This window comes from Agriterribacter sp. (assembly GCF_035445465.1).
Lineage (GTDB): Bacteria > Bacteroidota > Bacteroidia > Chitinophagales > Chitinophagaceae > Agriterribacter.
Genome location: NZ_DAOMQT010000030.1, coordinates 25,926 through 43,414, shown reverse-complemented (window position 1 = coordinate 43,414; position 17,489 = coordinate 25,926). Strand labels below are relative to the sequence as shown.

Below are 17,489 nucleotides of genomic sequence, written 5' to 3'. Positions count from 1 at the left end.
GCTCCAATGACTGCCATATACCAATCGCCATTTTTAATTGCCCTGGGGTGGACAATAGCCGCCAGCATCTGGCAATCGGCCCTGCTGTGGCTGATTTACCAGGCAATATGTAATTTGCATCGCAAAATCTCTCCTTCACATAAGCATTTCATTGCTGCTGTATTGCTGCTGGGTTCATTTGGATGGTTCAGTATAACCCTGGCAGATAAATACAGTAAAGCCATTAAGCTGGGCGAATATTTATCCGGACTGACTGCGCATGCAAATACGGCAACAACCATAACTTATTTCCCGGGTGCCCTGTTTTCTCAAAACGGGCTGACAAGTTTTGCCAATCAATATCTGCCCTATATTTCAGCCGCTTATCTTATTGTGTTGTTATTATTATCTGTAAAACTGATAAGAGCCTACCTGTATTCAAAGCAATTACAAACAAAGGGATTACTGAAACCAGACACGCAATGGGTAAACCTGGTAAACAACTATGCGCAAAAAATTGGCATTGCTAAAAAAGTACACATCTATCTCAGCCGGTATATCAGCGTTCCTGCCACTTTAAATTTTTTTAAACCGGTAATCCTGCTTCCGGTGGCGGCCTTTAATCACCTCACAGTTCAACAGGCTGAATCTATCCTGTTGCACGAGCTGGCGCATATTAAACGCAATGACTATCTTATCAATATTATTGCATCGGTAATTGAAACCCTGCTCTTTTTTAATCCGTTTGTTCACCTGCTGGGCAAATCATTAAAAAAAGAAAGAGAACATTGCTGTGATGATTTTGTACTGCAGCATCGCTTCGATCCGCACAGCTATGCCACCGCGCTGCTGTCGCTTGAGCAACTGAGAGTGGGTATACAACCCCTGGCCATGGCCGCTACGGGAAAAAACAGTCACCAACTGCTTGGGCGGGTAAAAAGAATAATGAATGTAAGCACAACAAATTTCAATTACGGGCAAAGATTGCTGGCACTTGTATTAATGAGCCTGATGATGATATCGGTGGCGTGGCTATCTCCTTCTCCCGGGAATAACACATTCAGCTTCTCCGAAGCCATTTATAATGATGATGATACCAGGGCAACAGAGCTATTGATAACCATCGCCCCGGTTATAGCTGAGCATAAAGCAACGCGAACCACAACACTTCCGGCGAAAGATAAAAATATACCCGGAACATCATCGCGTGCTACAACCAAACAAGCTGTTACTGCAAATACCCCCGTGCTTCCTTCGCGCATTGCCCATCCTGTTGTGCCCTCTGCTCCCGTTGAAGCGCGGGAAATACCGCATCCACCCGCACCTCCGGCACCGCAACCCCTATTCAATGAGAACAATGATGTAAGCCTGGCGCCGGATCCTTTTATGGTCCAGGGATCACCTGCTGACGTTTTTGGCAATTATGATTTCAGCTTTAACCTGCAGCATGAACTCTTTAATACCTATACCGAGCATAAAGCGATGGGATGGGAAAATACAGGTGAGGATATCCTGAAGGCACAAGCGCACCGCATAATATCAATCAATGATCTTATTAAGCTTATAGAAGATGTTCGAATAAAAAGCAACAACCCTTTACTGAACGGAGAACAATTAAGCTTGTTGATAGATAAGGAACTGCATAAAGAACAGTTTCAACTGGAGAACATCATTAAAAACAGGGAGCAGCTCAATAGCGAAATCCATAAAAATAAAGCCGCCGGAGAGGCCCGTAAAGATCGTAGTACAACCCGTAACAACATACTTTTATTGCTCCATCCATTAGCAGAAAAAATGCCGGATATAAAAAAGGCGTTTGCTGAAGAAAAGGTAAAGCTCGACAGTTTAAGGAAAGCTTCTGCGGAACTGGCCGAAAAACAGAAAGAGATATGGTTCAGACAGGTAAAAGAAAAAAATAAAGTCGGTGAAAATGAAGAGGTTGTATATGAATTTATCGTACATATTGACAATAATGCCCCGCTTCATCCGGCCACGGTGAAGAACCTCCAGCAAAACACTTCGCTAGCCTTACACTCAAAAAAGGCAGAAAGAGAAAGAAGAACGAACAGCATGGCTTCCAACAGGAACGCATCAGCATTTACCCCTGCGCCACCACAGGATAACAAAACCATAAGTGCCGGAGCGGCTGATCACCCCATAATGAACGCAGCACGCAAGCAAAGGATGGTGATTTCGCTATAAAAAATGAACTGAGGAAATAAATTGCTTCCCGTTTACCAAAATCGCCAGTAAATATAGCACCAGGCCAGGGCATACAATGTTAGCCATAGTTTAATACTTTGCCACCAGGGTCTTTTTTTTGCACCTTCTTCCAGCGTACGGATCCAGGATATACGCCATAAAAAAGGCCTTACCTGTTCATTTGTTGGTGGCGCGGTATTCAGTGAAACGATCATAATCAGCAACATGGTCAGCGCCTGGGCAATAGCCCCAACGTATAACCAATGGAGCTGTATATCTGCCGCCAATAAACCAAGAGCAAGCACTACCTGGATAACAACACCCCCGATCAAACCTGCAATTGCCCCGGCATAACTGGTCCTTTTCCAAAAAATACCCATTAGCAGAACAGATATAAACGGAGTGGCCATATAGGTAACGCCGGTTTGAAAATATTTGAACAGCCCGACACTGCCTACCAAAGGGGCAACCAGGGAAGATATTAATAATGCCGCGCCTCCCGAAACCTGCCCGGTAATGATCAGTTCCCTGTCTTTGGCATTTTTACGGATGAATTTTTTGTATACATCCAAAGAAAAAATAGTGGCAATTGAATTGGAGAGCGCACTTACGGTAGACATTACCGCCGCAAAAAAGCCGGCCAGTATAACGCCTTTCAATCCCGACGGAGCAAAAAGTTCCAGCGCTAAGGGAAATGCACGGTCCTGGCTATCGGGCAATAAGGAAGGTCCCTGTTGCATAATATCTAACCAATGATATACAATTAAACCCAGCAGGCAGGTTACCAACGGCCGGATAATATTAATAAAGCCTGAAAAAATAAGGCCCATCATTCCATCCCAGGTACTGCGGGCCGAAAGAATGCGCTGGATCATCACCTGGTTAGAAGACTGGTAAAATAAAAAAACACCAAATGATGCCAGGATAAGCCCGGCAAATGGCGCTTCGGGATCGGACGGTGGCTGGTAAAGATGAAAACGTTCGGGCGCCGCGGCAACCATCGCATCCCAGCCGCCTGGAATTTTATCCAATGCCACGAAGTAAAATATCACCCCTCCCCCTATCAGCATCACACACTGAATGGCATCCGTCCACATTACAGAACTTAATCCGCCTAATAAGGTATAGCTCGCAGTTACCAGCACAATGCCTGCCATTACATATCCCTGGTTCCACCCGGTTAATTCACTGAGCGTAATGCTGCCACCATATATCACAGGAGGAAGAAAAACAAAAATATAACCGATCAGTATCACAAAACTATAAATGGCGCCGCATGCCGGCCCAAAACGCCGGTTTAACAAATCGGGCACCGTCATTATTTTATTCCGCAAATACATGGGAATAAAAAAGATCATCATCAATAAATAAGTAGGCAATGCCCACCATTCCCAGTTGGCAATTGCCAGCCCCCCTTTGTAAGTAGCACCAATGGTGCCTACAATCTGTTCGCTCGATACAGAGGTAGATACAAACGCGGCTCCAATGAGGTACCACGGCATATTTCCTGAGGCAAGGAAGTACCCTTCGGTAGTTCGTTTCACCTTCCTGGCTGCCATTAACCCAATAATAACCACCAGCAATGTTTCTCCAACAATGATCAGTATATCTGCCAGCGAAAGATGAAAATTATCCATAAGAATACTGATAAGTCATTTAAATATTTCCAAGTGCTTGTTATCTTCAACACACAGGCACAATAAGGTCATAGGAAAACATAGTGCTATATAATCCCTTTTTTGTTAAAGCTGGCTACAAAAAGTGAAAAAAACTTTCACTTCTCTCCTCTCACTTTTAACAAAAAATATGTCCATTAAAATCAACCGTACATTTGTTACTTCCATTAGTCATAACAACGCCTGCAATCGCCAGCGTTGCATATGAACAGCAGATTCACCCGGTGCAACCCATATTCTTTCGCTTAATGTTTCCAACTCCATGAAATCTTTGCAAACAAATACTTCTGTATTGCATCCGTTGTCAACGCATGCTTCAGGAATGGATAAACCGGGGCTGCTAATGACCAATGTTCCCTGTTGCTGAACGGCAGTAAGCAAAGGATGCCCGTTATGCCAGCCGGCTTTCCCCCTGAAACCTCCCTGCTTTACCGTCATCTGGTTGTTTACCCGCTGCCATTGGGCCGGATCGGTTCCCGGCCAGAAATGTATATTCTCAGTAGCGCAGGAAGCAAGCAACTGAGCTGAACGGGGAACGCAGGTAATGGCCCACAGCGCGCCTGACCACTCCTCTTTTCCATTATTTTCAAGTATATGCTGTATCTCAAATCCTTCTTCCCCGGATGTGTTACTGATTACCATAGAAAGCCTGGTGCCGTTTGATTTTTGTTTAGCTGATATCTGCAACTTTGAATCATTAATTGTAACATCACAGGGATCATTATCCGGGTAATAGCTGTCAGCACTTTCGGGTGCTGTGGTAAACCGGTGCCCGCCATATATGCGCCATTCGCCCACCCGGAAATCCGTATCATCTTCGTATAACAGGTTCTTACCACCCTCATGGCTAACCGAAAGTATCCTTGGCCCCGCCGATATACCTGCTATTAATTCATATTGACCTGCTGTGCATTGTACAGCATCCCAGTCATGCCATTTTACAAAAGTAATAGTCATGGTAAAACCCGGCTTGTTAGTCCTCTTTGAAATGCATCTAACCGGGTAAATCCTTCCGCGTAACGGCAACCTGCTGCCATTCCCCTGAACCGCGCCTGCACTTCAATCATATCGGTCAAATTAGTACCGGCCAAATCGCGCATGGCTTCAAACTGGCTTTTATGACATTCCAGCATTTGCTTTTTTATATCGAACACCCCGGAAATATCTACATATTCCGTTGGCTGAAAACCAATTCCACCAAGATTATCCATGTAGTAAAGCTGTGCCTGTCCAAACCGGCAGGCTGGCATTTGCTGACCGGGAATATGCGGAAGCCCCTTTTGAAAATACGCGTCAAAAACCAATTGACCCACATACCGGTGATCGGGATGGTAATCATTGGGCGAGTGGGTAAAAATAATATCCGGATCGGCTTCCCTCAGTATATCAATCATGATCACCCGCTGCCCGCGGTCCGGAAAAACATGCTCATCCATCACGCCGCCCCAAATTACCTTTGCACCAATAACAGCCGCTGCCGCGCGGGTTTCCGCTTCCCTTATCTTTCCCAGCTTGGCAGGAGCTATTACCGCATCACCCATACTACCGTCTGTAAATACAGCTATGGTAACCTGGTGTCCTTCTTTCGAATAACGGATAAGCGTACCTGCGCAAAGGATTTCCGTATCATCGGGATGAGCAACTACACAAAGGATATTCATATATGATTATTGATTAGAGTACGCCATAACGGTCGTATACCGCTCTCAGCGAATCGCCATTCAGTAAATCTATTCTCGACTGGTCTTCCCGGAATACCTTTTCATAAGCCATTTCAAGCACTTTATCTTCAACTTCGCGGGGAACTACTACGATACCATCAAAGTCGGAGAATATGAGCTCACCCGGATTAACCACTACCTCACCGCAACGTATGGGCACATCATACGCCATCACGCGTCCCCGCCCCAAACTATCCAACGGGCGGATACCGCCATAGAAAACAGGGAACTTCATGTCAATAATTTTTTTGCAATCGCGGATCATGCTGTCGCAAATACAACCCACCGCTCCATTGCGTTTGGCGATAGTGCTCATTAATTCACCCCATGGTGCATTGGTTCCTGCGTAGTCTGTAGAGTGTATCACCACATCTCCTTTTTTCAGCGAATCTACTGCTTCGATCTCCAAACTATACGGATCATCTTCAATATAATCCGTTTCCATCCAGCGATAGGTCCTTGCCCGGCCAACCATCGTGCTGTTTTCCGCATCAAGTGGTCTTAAGCGCTGATGCATGGCCTGGCTCCTGTATCCCAGGATATCCAGCACATCGCAAACAATAGCTACATACAGGTTTTCTTTTATCCATTTAAATTTCTCTTCGTCGGTGTAAAGTTTGGTTTTTGTTTCCATGTTAAAATATATTTGATGAGCTGTTTCAGGGTTTATAAAATGCCGCAATATTTTTAAGCATCCCGGTTTAATTGATTACAGATTTATACAAAAATGTTTTAGCGCTTCTTCATTTATTTCAATACCCAGTCCCGCACCCTGCGGAACCGGGATATATCCCTCCGCATCCATTTGAACAGGGTTTTGAATAACTTCCCGTAGCATAGGATTATCACTCACATTATATTCCAGGAATAAAGACCTGGGCAGCACAGCGTTCAGGTGAAGGCTCGCCGCTGTTAACAGATCCGTAAGCCACGCATGCGGACAAACATCCACCCCTGCATGTTCTGCTTCCCATATAATTTTTCTTGCCTGGGTAAACCCTCCGCAACGGGAAAGATCGGGCTGTACAACGTCAATTCCACCGCGATGTATCAGTTCCCTGAAACCCCATGCAGTAGCTTCCTGTTCTCCCGCCGCCAGTCGCGTTTTAACCCCCGCAGCTTTTACTTTTCCATAGCCATCGTATGATTCAGGGTGCAGGAAATCTTCGAGCCAGAAAATATTATAGGGTTCCAGCGCACGGCACAGCTCAATAGCATCATAGGCACTCCTGTTCACCATCCACCCGGGATCAATCATCAATTCAATATCCGGTCCCAGCGCTTCTCTTGCCGCTGCCACTAATTTTATATCCTGCTTAGGGTTTTGCCCGAACACGCCCCACCCAAATTTAACCGCAGTAAAGCCACGTTGCATATAAAATGCACAGGCCTGCTTCATAGCATCGGCAGTTGGGCGAAAGAGCGTGGAAGCATAGGCCCTAATCTTATCTCGTCTTGCGCCACCCAGTATTTTATAAACCGGACGGCCAATTGCCTTGCCCATGATATCATGACACGCAATATCAAAACCCGATAGCACCTGCATAGCAACTCCCCTTCTTCCAAAATAAATAGTACCCCTGTAAATTTTATCCCACAGCCGCTCCACATCAAAAGGATCTTCACCAATTACCAATGCACGCAATCCTTCAAACACCCCTGATCCGCTTTCGGGCGCATTTACCACCGCTTCACCAACATGCGGCGAAGTTTCCACATCCGACCAGCCTGTAATACCTTCGTCTGTGCTCACCTTCAGCAGGAAACAATGCTTTACACCCCTTGCCTCATCACTTCCCGCCGGGTTAGTGATTTCGAATGGCGACTGAAGGATAAATGCTTCTACATTGGTAATTTTCATACGTACTTTTAAAAACTTCATTAATCAAATACCAGGGCAACTTTCAATGCCCTGTTGTGGCCGTTACGGGCCAAATCAAATGCCTCTTCCCAACGGTTAAAAGGAATATGATGCGTAATAATATCTTCCAGCGCCAGTCCTTCTTCGCCCAGGCATTGGAGTGACTCATCAATTTTATTTTCATCATTGCATGCGCCAACAATCTCTAATTCCGAAACATGAATATTAAAAAGGCTTAACGAAATCCGCTCCTGAACAGTACTGAAAACAACCAGTCGCCCGCGGGGCCGAAGCGCCTGCAAACAGGTTTCAACTGCACTGGAAGCACTCACCGCCAATATCGCCACATCAACAGATTTTACAGGTATGGTATCTGCTATTTCTACCCCCGGAATCATTTGAAGCCGGAAGGGTTCGCGGCCCGAAACCAGCACACGGGCTGCTCCTGCCCTGTTGGCCAGGCGTGCAATAATATTTCCAAAGGGTCCGTCGCCTGCTACAAGAACCGTTTTCCCTTTTATATCATTCGACCTGGATATGGCTTCTAAGCATACGGCCACCGGCTCTAAAAGCGCGCCCAAAGGAAAGGATATATTATCCGGTATAGCCCGCACCCGGTCTGCACGCTGAACAAAATACTCCGCGAAGCAGCCATCACGGTCAATACCCAGATGGCTCATGCGCGAACAAAGATGTTCCAATCCCCTCATGCATTCGGAGCAAGTCATGCAGGGCACAACAGGATGGGCGGCCACACGTGTTCCCGGTGCATAATCCTTTACGTCCGATCCGCAGGCAAAAATAATGCCGGCGCCTTCATGCCCCATTACACGGGGATATTTTATTCCGAATGCATTGGTTTTAATATCATGTAAATCCGAAGTGCAAATGGTTGCTGCTTTCGTTTTAATCAGCACTTCATCTGCCCGTGGAACCGGAACAGGAACATCCGTCTTCACCAACCTGTTAAGGCCCTGTAGCTGCAACGACTTCATGTATGAAAATGGATCTGCCATTATTTTGATAGGGTTGGGTTTGGAAGATCAAGCAATGCTAAGGTATGGCGATGAATAATTTCTTCAATAATTTCAGATGGCACCACAGGCAGTCCGCTTTGGGCAATAATATCATTAAGGTTCCTTACCCTTTCTAAAGAATCGCCCGTGGTGGTGAATGGAAAATCGGAACCGAACAGCACTTTATGCTGCGCACCATACTCCACCAGCAACCGCATGGAATTGTAAAACTGCCAGGGCCGGTAGTATAAGGCCGATATATCGGCATACACATTAGCGTGCCTGCGGATGACCGCAATCGTTTCGCCTTCCCAGGGATGCCCCAGATGAGCGAGCACCATCTTTAAGTCGGGAAAGTCAACCGCTACCGCATCAAAATGAACCGGGCGCGAATAATCGAGCCGCGTGCCGCTAACGAAGGAGGTTCCTGCATGAAAAAGCACAGGCAACCCGTGCTGCACACAATACCGGTATATATCATAATATCTTGGATCCTGCGGATGCACATTCTGATAAAGCGGGGCCAGCTTAACGCCCACCGCCCCCAACTCCCGGTGGCATTTTTCCAGCGCTTCCATATAGTTTGGCAGTGCAGGATCAATGGAAGCAAAAAACAATAACCTGTTGGGCGCTTTTGCCACATGCGCGGCTACCATTTCATTGGGAATATTCCAGCCTGTTTCCGATGCCTGCAAGCCAAATACAATAGCCACATCGGCCGCCTTCGTAGTTTCTAAGTGCCTTTCTTCTACATTACCCCATACCGAAGGATCCACCCTGCACCGCACCAGATCAGCGTTGAGCTTTGGTCCAAAGTGCAGCCCGGCATCAAAAACATGTGTATGGATATCTACTATCATAAACCAATTTCAATATAATCAATTTACAGATAAAGCTGTTATTCAAGCGACCAGTAATGAACAGCCCAGGGCTCTAATTTTAAGGTTAACGATTGTGTGCCTTTTTTGATCTGAACAAAAGGGTCGGGACGCAGCCGCTGATTTTCTTCCAAACCAGATCCGCTTGCGTCTAATACAATATGACGAACCCGCATCTCTTTCGGAAGGTCGTTCAGGCTTAGCTTTACAGTTACCGGCTGATCCGAGAAATTCCAAAGCATCATATTATGCATTCGCAGCTTAGGATCATGCGTTGCAAAACCATGTACTTTATCGTTTGAGGAAGTAACGGCTAATTTATTGCCCGCCATCCTCGATAACAATTTGAACGTATAGTATGCAGGTCTTAGCTGGTTTTGATAATCAATCAGTCCGCTGAATTGCGCCTGCCTGTTCCACCACCGCGTCATAAATGCTGTGCCCTCCGGGGAGTGTATCCGGAAGAATGTTTCATACGACACATACCAGTCGCGGATCTGGTAATAACACGACCAGTCTAATCCCACATCCTTCATTTGCCAGATGGTTTCGGCCACATAGCAGGGCTGAAACCTGGGGTCAAGCGGAGGATTGAACAGGTCCATATTCCATTCATTCATGATGGTTTCGGCTTTTAAACCGGGATACTGGCCGAGCAGGTTTTTTACATACTCTATTTGCCCGCGAATGGCTGTTGGGCTATTATTGTAATTATGAAAAGAAACAAAATGCAATGGTATCTTTTCAGCAGAACAAACGCGGAGCAGCTCTGGCAGGATGGGCGATTTATAATATGCCAGCGCCGGTCCTCCAACTTTCGCATTGGGGTCGGCACGAAGAATAGCAGCCACGGTATGCTTATAATACCGCGCATAACTTTCGGGCTTGAACCGGTAAGGGGTACCGCCGTCTTCGCCAATATCTACTTCATTGCCTACTTCCCAATAGGTGATACCCGTACCCTTATCGAGGTAATGCTTTACTACATCATGCACGAACTGCTCCCATGCTTCATAATCATTGGGCTCAACAATATCCTGGTCTATTACCGGAAAAAATAATTTCGGCTTCAAACAAAAGCTCATAAAAGGTTTGGCGCCGGTTTGCAAAATGTTGGCCACCATACTGTCGAGGGTGGTAAAATGATATTTGCCCTTTTCGGGGAGCACATCATAATACTCACTAACAAACAGCCTTATAACAGCCGGATGCAAGGCTCTTATTTCCGTTACCCGGCCGGCCAGCATAGGCTCTTCCGATAAGCCGCCCTGCCCGAGTGCCATTTGCTCCATTTTCATTGGGCCTAATTCTTTACCAAATTCAACTTTTACATTAGTAGTTTGAGCACATACCTGAACACCGGCAAAAATGTATACGGATAAAAGCAATGATCTTATTTTCAGCATGATATTTTATATTGATAGTGCTGGTAAAAATTGAATGCTATTATAATTTTACTTTAAGAACTACAGGCTCCATTAACTTTAAAGCAGCGCTAAACGTTATTGTTCTTCCGGATCGCTTTGCAGATAACGGCGCCCAATTCCCTTTAGACTGTAATTGAAACACAAAAGCATTTTCCCATCCCGCTGGCACATCAATGGATAGTGAATCAGCTTCATCTGAACTTAAGTTAATTGCCGTAACAATTAAGTATTTGTCTGAAACGCTTTTATTACAGATGCAAAAAACATTGGGATGATCATTAACAAATACGGGCAATGATTCATTCCCTAACCATTCAATAGTTTCCCGCAGCAATTCTTTTTTCTTATAGTTAAAAACAGCGGAAGACTTGTTTTGATGTAAGTCAAAAGCTGTAATAGCTACCCTGCCGCCCCATTCATTTTCGAACCGGATAAAGCCCGGTATTACAGGTTTCTCTTCCGGATCTAAAAAATCTGTAATGATTTCTGCTTTAGGATCGGGAGTCATTTCATAAAAAACTCCTCCTTCACTACTACTCCCCGGGAAAAAAATGAGATTGTATATTAATTCCCCTTTTAAGTTCTTATGCCTGCTGATGTTTCTTATGCCTTCAAAACAAAAGTTAGGGTCTTTGCCAGGCTCAACCTCTGCCCCGATAAATTTCCCATATCCCTTTTGTGAAAGTATATAAGCGGCGTAACCATCTAATAAAACAGCAGCATGCAACAGGGCTTTAATTTCCTCATCGCTCATAATTTTTAAAGAGGCGCCCGATACCACTTTAACTTTTCCATTCTTTGAAGTGTATGGTATTCCAAATCTTCCCAAAACGTTGATCCAGGGATTTTGGGGAGCACCCGGCGTTCCACCCCTGTATGGCACTGCTGTATGAGCAAAGGGAAGATGCAGTATCTCACATCCGGCCAGCGGTGCATTCACCACTTCTTCTTTGATCTTTGAAAAACGTTTTACCTCTTTTTTAAACATTTCCAGGTAACCGCGTTCTTCCAGCAAATTATCTAAGTACTGGGTTGCATAGAGTAAGGAATCGTTGAACCCATACGCGAATGCCGCTGTCATAAAACTTCGCAATTTAGCGGCCGACATAAAAAAACGCGTATGAGGATAGGTATCGGATTCATGCAAACATTCGAAATCTGCAGGGAGGTGTTGCCGGCTGTATAATGCATGAAAAATGCTCCCGGGTAATGAAACCGGCTCATCTGATGAATAACTTGATCCATAGAGCCTAACCATTGGCCGGGTGTTTCCGGCAAAAGCCCGTGTAACGGCTTCGGTAAAGTCTCCATCAAAATCGGAAACCCCGGCCTGGCAAAGGGAAATTCTTGTTTCAGGCGCCACTTTATCTACCTTCTCTCTTACCAGCTTTGCAAATCCAGCCAGACTGTCCCGGCTTAATTCGGCCCAACTGCGCCGGAGCGCAATCGTCTCATCATTGTTCTTTTTAAATAATTCCAGTAGTTCCTCTCTTTTAAACACCCGTTTCTGCCGTTCAGAAAATTCCGCCAGGTGGAGCGGGCAGAAACAGCCGAAGTTTATGTAGGGAGGTTTCGGCCCGGGCTGCCAGCTCAGCTCAAAATCATCCTCAAACTGAACGGCAAACGGCCTGGCAATATTTACAACCAAGGCAACATTACCACTAAATTCATCCCTGAATACCGGGTCGAGCGGACAGGGCGTATTATCTGAAACATACCCGCTGAGGTCGGTTATATACCCGAACCGGCTGTTATAACCCGAACGGATAGAAGGAGCGCACCACCAGCCAATACTAATGTCATACGGACCAAGCGCCTGTTTAACCTCAAGTATTGTACTTCCAATTTGCTGATATACTTCCCGGCCGGGATAACCGGTTAATCTTATATCCTCCATTGGGGCAACAAGAAGAAATCTTTTTAAGCCATAAACTTTCTTAAGCTCTATCAATTGCTGAAGCATCTTATCCTTTCGGTTGGTAAAAAACCTTACCGGAACAATCGGATCAATCATCACATCAGAAGCTTTATCATAAGCCTGTGCGGCTCTGACAGCATTTCCATCTTCGCTCCACCATTGTTCTGTTGTTATGCCTACAGAACCAGCAGAGGTAAACTTCAAAAAGCTTCTTCTATCCATGTGAAGTACTGGTAAACAGATAATTAATTATATCGCTAAATAACGCACCAATTAATAAAATTAAATTGCTTTAATACCCGGCTGAGATAACATATTTTCCCGTGGGTGCGGGTATGCTGATATACTCTTTTTTTACATCAAAATTTTTCCAGCGTTTCCCGTTCACCATTACCGATTTGATGACCCTGCCCTCCGGATGCCGGAACCTTACCAATAATTGTTTGGGCGGATTACGATCAGGCACATCAATTTCCGCCTTTATTTCATTGTTGTTATTTACCCCGTTAATTGTGAAAGATACTTTTCCAAAATACGTTGGCGCGTTCTTCACTTCAATTTTTTTGCCATTCGTTAACCAGTTCCGCGGTATGGCCTGACCAATCATCAGCGTATCTTCTCCCGGTTCATTAACAAGCATTCTTCTGTAAATTTCGAACCAGGCTCCATCTGTGCTTGGTGGACCATAGTATTGACCCCACGCCCAGCGATGTTCCAATGGAGTAAACTGTTCATGAGAGAATCCACAAGCCATCAAACTGTAAAACGCACGGATAACCGCTTTGGGCTCATCTCTTAACAAATAAGCCGTAGCCTGCTGCACATATACCGGCTCATTGGCAGCGCCCTGGTTTTTAAAGAACAGGTTGTCTTCATGATCGTGCAGCATAGCGGTTGTAAGCCAGTTGCGCGCATCAATAACGCCCAGCCTTGTAAGATGAAGCGGACCAGTATCAACATCGGTTGGATACCACTGATCCATTATGCGCCGGGGCGTCATAGCATCGGTTGGAACATAGTTGATCCAGGTACCGTCTTCTAATTGCACAACCGGCGATTTTACACTGCCGCGGGCAAATTCTTTCACCACATCTGCTTTCATTTTCGATGCTACGTTTCGTACTTCTTCAGCACGGGGATGGTTAAACGCAGATAAGGCTTTCGCAAATACTTCTAATCCGCCAACATAGTATGCCTGGTTAAAGGCCCACTCTCTTTCGGCATTGGTCAGGTCATTGAGCGGCGCCAGGATCAGTCCTGTTTTATTGGCTCCTTCATTTGATTTAGCCACCTGTGCCAGGCACCAGTCTAAGGTTTTCAGAGCATTCGGAAGGAGCTGTTCAAACTGCTTCCTGTTACCAGACAACAAAAAGTTTTGAGCAATGGCATAGAGTTGCCCGGGCGAATACACACCCCAGTTGGCAAAGCCGCCTATTCTTCCATCTTTCTGCTGCTGACTTTTAAACATCGCCGCATACTCATCCTGCGCAACCTTATCGTACCCGCGCAAACCATAGATCATATAATCTACGTATACTGCCTGGTTAATGGGCCAATCTGCATTTCTTTGTCCGTATGCTGTATTGGCATAAGGCAGATCCATATGTTCTTTTCCATCTATATCCAACGTGTGACGGGGCAAAATAAGGGAATGCCAGATATTGGCTCGGAACAATTGGTTCACCGCTGTTTCAGGCACTTCAAAATGAGCACCTTCACTGATCCAGTCTTCCCAATAGTCCGTTATATTTTTCTTTGCTGCGGCAAAGCCGAGATTATTTAATCTTGTTGTTTCGGATGAAGCAATAGCAGGTGAAGGCAGTTTTGCTACAAACGTTTTCGTTTCTCCTGCTGAAAGATCACCGGAAATGGTTAATTCAATTTGCTGCCCGTTTTTGTTTGCTATGGCATCGCCTGCTTTAACCGTAATGCCCTTTCCTGTTTCCAGCAATAAAAAAATATTACCGGTTTGTTTATCGGCAATGGCCCAGTTGTCCTGTATTGGTATGGCTTCAACCTCATGATCCTTTAATTCATTATGCAGGGAAACACCAAAGCTGAACGAACCAGCACTCCCCGAAATGCTTACCTTGGTAAACATTACACTGGGTATATAACCGCGTATGGTAGTATGCAAATCAACAAGCGGCGCGGCAAATTGCTCTATAGCAGCTACCTGACCATTCTTTTCAAGGTTGGTGATGATGATGGGCAAACCATTCTCTATTTGCTGCCGCTTCCACGCACTCTCTGCCCAATTCAGGTCAAGCCTGAACTTATGCGGAGAAGCAAAGTCCGGGCGAACATTACCCCACCGGTCAACAGCAAACTTATAAACAGACCCGTGAGCCGCAGCCGTTACGGTAAGGTGCCCTGTGGTGCCCATCCACCGGGTTTGCCAGGAAGCATCCCATTGCAGCGGGCTGCCAAAATCAGGCCACAGCTTATTGAATGTTTCCAATGACGCGTCGGGCTGTTCTGCAACGGCATCGAGTATGCGCTGTCCCTGCAACGAAGCAATATGCGTTTTAAAATCAACCGGCTTATCAGCCAATGTAATAAACACATCTTGTTCGGGAAGCCACATGGCGCCATGCCTGATGAGTTGTTCTAATCCTATAGTAAAACCCTGTGCACCTTCCCTGTCTAACTGAACAGTAAGTAAAGGTGCATCAGGTTTATTCCAGGGATCATCTTTTAAACGCGCTGCCTGCCCCGGCGAACCATTTATCATAAGGTATCCCCACATGGCATCGTCATCCACTGCATAACCATCCTTCCACCCCGCTAATTTCCTTAGCGGAGCAGAAGGTTTTGTCCAATTTATATCCGCGATCAGTTCATCGGTATCGCCTGCACCGCAATTAAGCACAGACAGGGTTGCCACCTTATCATTCTTTTCAATTCCCTTACCCGAAAGTGCGGAAATGGTAAGACCGGCAGAACCACTGATCAACTGTACCGTACGGGCTGTACGGGAATGCGCCGTATGGCCAAAAGATAGTTTCAGCTTAACACTTTCCGTGCCGGCTGGTTTTGTTTGTGCAACAACGGATGAGGTAAAATATACACTCATTCCCAACCCCAATACAATAGTGGTTAACTGTTTTATACCTGTCATGATGCTTCGCCTTAATCTTATTCCTTAAAGATAACTATTGATAATTTGGATTTTGCTCAAGTTGCGGATTTACATCAATGGCAGACTGCGGAATGGGTAAAAGATAATTTTTTGCAGGATCAAAAGCTTTTGCACCACCACCTGCAGGCACTACCGTATACACCGTGTTTCCTCCAACAATATCAATCTTAATAGCATGCACTGTTCCGTTGAGCTTAACTTCTGCAAGTCTTGAGCGCAACAGGTCGGGTAGTCTTTTATCCTCAAAAGCCAGCTCCACCCTTCTTTCACGAAGAATGGCCTTACGCATATCTGCCTGGTTCAAACCCGGCGTTAAGTCTGGCAAATCAGAGCGATCCCGCACTTCATTTATTGCATCATACACCGACTGGTCGGGGCCGGTGGCCTCATTTCTGGCTTCGGCATAGCTCAGCAGCACTTCTGCATAGCGGAAGATGATAAAGTTCGCGCTGTTGCCATTATCCTGCGCGCCGGCATATTTTGGATTTACCATTTTGCGAACATAATAGCCTGTTCTGGTTGATATGCTGCTGTTATTCAGATCGGTGGCATTCAGGCTGCCCACGCCCTGTTTCATGATCATGGTAGCACCCAGCCATTCCGATTCGTCGTATACTATAGACTCATAAAACCTTTTTTCCCGGTTAGCATAAGGGTTCTGCGGATCATAACCCGATGCAGGATCGGTAATGGGTAATCCGTTGGCCATCGCGTATTCATCTACTATATCCTGTGTGGGATCTAAATGCCCCCAGCCGGTTAATGAGCCATTTACAAAACGCGGCCCTATCTGTCCTACATAATTAGCTAAAGAAGTGCCGCCCAAATGCTGCCGGCTGAATATTACTTCCACGTTATTATTATTCTCTTCATAGAAAAGTGTACCGTAATCCGAAAACAGGCTGTATTTATTTAAGTCAATTACTTTTTGAAAAGTAGTAGCAGCTTTTTCCCAACGCGATAAATCATTGTTCGGGTTTTTCAGTGCCCCTGCATTAAACAATTCGGTGCTTCCCTGTAAAGTAAGCGCGGCGCCGCGCGTGGCTCTTCCCGATTCTGCATTTATTGGCAAATCAGGCGCTATTGCAGCACATTCTGAAATAATAAAATCAGCCGTTTCTTCAGAAGTATTGCGTGCCCTGAAAACCGCATCACCCTGCTCCGTTAAATTAAGCACATCGGTAATAATGGGCACTCCGCCATAATAGGTCCATAACAAAGAATAAAAATACGCCCGCAGAAAACGCGCTTCCGCCAGTCTTACTTTTTTCCAGCTTTCAGGCAAATCGGAAGCTGTTGCTCTTTCTATAAATAAATTACATTTCCGGATATTGGTATACTGATTCCATTTGCTGGGCGTATTGCTGGGAATATAAAGACCAGGTCCGTAAACATTGGTGCTTACACGGCCGGCCTGACCATTCAATGAATTGTCGGAATAATTATCCCAGGGATCATCTGTTGCCATAGAGGGTATGGACGCATAGATATTATTAAGAAACAGATCCGCATTTTCGGAACTTGTCCAGAGTGTGGCATCTGAAACCTGTTGCTTGGGCGTTACCTCCAGGAATTTCTTGCAGGAGGTGAAGGAAAATGAGGCCAGCATCATAATGATTGCGCCCAATGATATCTTAAAGAGTTGCTTGTTCATACTTAAATATTTTTT

The 17,489-nt window shown here is 45.5% G+C and carries 12 protein-coding genes; 1 reads left to right on the top strand and 11 read right to left on the bottom strand.

Translation table 11 applies throughout. From position 1 onward, the window contains the following. Positions 1-6 precede the first annotated feature (6 nt). Positions 7-2,181: a M56 family metallopeptidase gene (locus PLE34_RS14530; RefSeq protein ID WP_324558114.1), complete on the top strand. Its 2,175-nt coding sequence runs from the start codon at positions 7-9 to the stop codon at positions 2,179-2,181. 32 nt (positions 2,182-2,213) lie between these two features. Here the strand turns inward: PLE34_RS14530 and PLE34_RS14525 are convergent, their stop codons facing one another. From PLE34_RS14525 to PLE34_RS14475, 11 genes are all read right to left on the bottom strand, one after another. Beyond that, positions 2,214-3,818 carry an SLC5 family protein gene (locus PLE34_RS14525; protein ID WP_324558112.1) on the bottom strand — a complete coding sequence of 535 codons (1,605 nt, stop codon included), beginning with the start codon at positions 3,816-3,818 and terminating at the stop codon, positions 2,214-2,216. A gap of 210 nt (positions 3,819-4,028) precedes the next feature. Next, a complete protein-coding gene (locus PLE34_RS14520) occupies positions 4,029-4,814 on the bottom strand; it encodes a hypothetical protein (protein ID WP_324558111.1) in 786 nt (261 codons plus the stop codon). Next, entirely contained in the window at positions 4,811-5,518 is a 708-nt protein-coding gene (locus PLE34_RS14515; RefSeq protein ID WP_324558109.1) for a PIG-L deacetylase family protein, read from the bottom strand. The genes PLE34_RS14520 and PLE34_RS14515 overlap by 4 nt, the downstream gene beginning before the upstream one ends. A gap of 13 nt (positions 5,519-5,531) precedes the next feature. After that, on the bottom strand, positions 5,532-6,212 hold the full coding sequence (locus PLE34_RS14510; RefSeq protein WP_324558108.1) for an RraA family protein: 681 nt from the start codon (positions 6,210-6,212) through the stop codon (positions 5,532-5,534). A 75-nt stretch (positions 6,213-6,287) separates the two neighbouring features. Beyond that, the gene (locus PLE34_RS14505; protein ID WP_324558107.1) at positions 6,288-7,439 is read right to left on the bottom strand and encodes a mandelate racemase/muconate lactonizing enzyme family protein; all 1,152 of its coding nucleotides are present in this window, start codon (positions 7,437-7,439) and stop codon (positions 6,288-6,290) included. A 20-nt stretch (positions 7,440-7,459) separates the two neighbouring features. Further along, positions 7,460-8,455: a zinc-dependent alcohol dehydrogenase gene (locus PLE34_RS14500; RefSeq protein ID WP_324558106.1), complete on the bottom strand. Its 996-nt coding sequence runs from the start codon at positions 8,453-8,455 to the stop codon at positions 7,460-7,462. Next, positions 8,455-9,315: an amidohydrolase family protein gene (locus PLE34_RS14495; protein WP_324558104.1), complete on the bottom strand. Its 861-nt coding sequence runs from the start codon at positions 9,313-9,315 to the stop codon at positions 8,455-8,457. The genes PLE34_RS14500 and PLE34_RS14495 overlap by 1 nt, the downstream gene beginning before the upstream one ends. A 38-nt stretch (positions 9,316-9,353) precedes the next feature. Next, complete coding sequence (locus PLE34_RS14490) at positions 9,354-10,739, bottom strand: GH39 family glycosyl hydrolase (protein WP_324558103.1); 1,386 nt, start codon at positions 10,737-10,739, stop codon at positions 9,354-9,356. A 40-nt stretch (positions 10,740-10,779) separates the two neighbouring features. After that, a complete protein-coding gene (locus PLE34_RS14485) occupies positions 10,780-12,900 on the bottom strand; it encodes a hypothetical protein (protein WP_324558102.1) in 2,121 nt (706 codons plus the stop codon). A gap of 70 nt (positions 12,901-12,970) precedes the next feature. Continuing rightward, the gene (locus PLE34_RS14480) at positions 12,971-15,799 is read right to left on the bottom strand and encodes a hypothetical protein (protein WP_324558100.1); all 2,829 of its coding nucleotides are present in this window, start codon (positions 15,797-15,799) and stop codon (positions 12,971-12,973) included. A 34-nt stretch (positions 15,800-15,833) separates the two neighbouring features. After that, positions 15,834-17,474 (bottom strand): RagB/SusD family nutrient uptake outer membrane protein, encoded by a 1,641-nt coding sequence (locus tag PLE34_RS14475; protein WP_324558099.1) that lies wholly within the window; start codon positions 17,472-17,474, stop codon positions 15,834-15,836. Positions 17,475-17,489 lie beyond the last annotated feature (15 nt).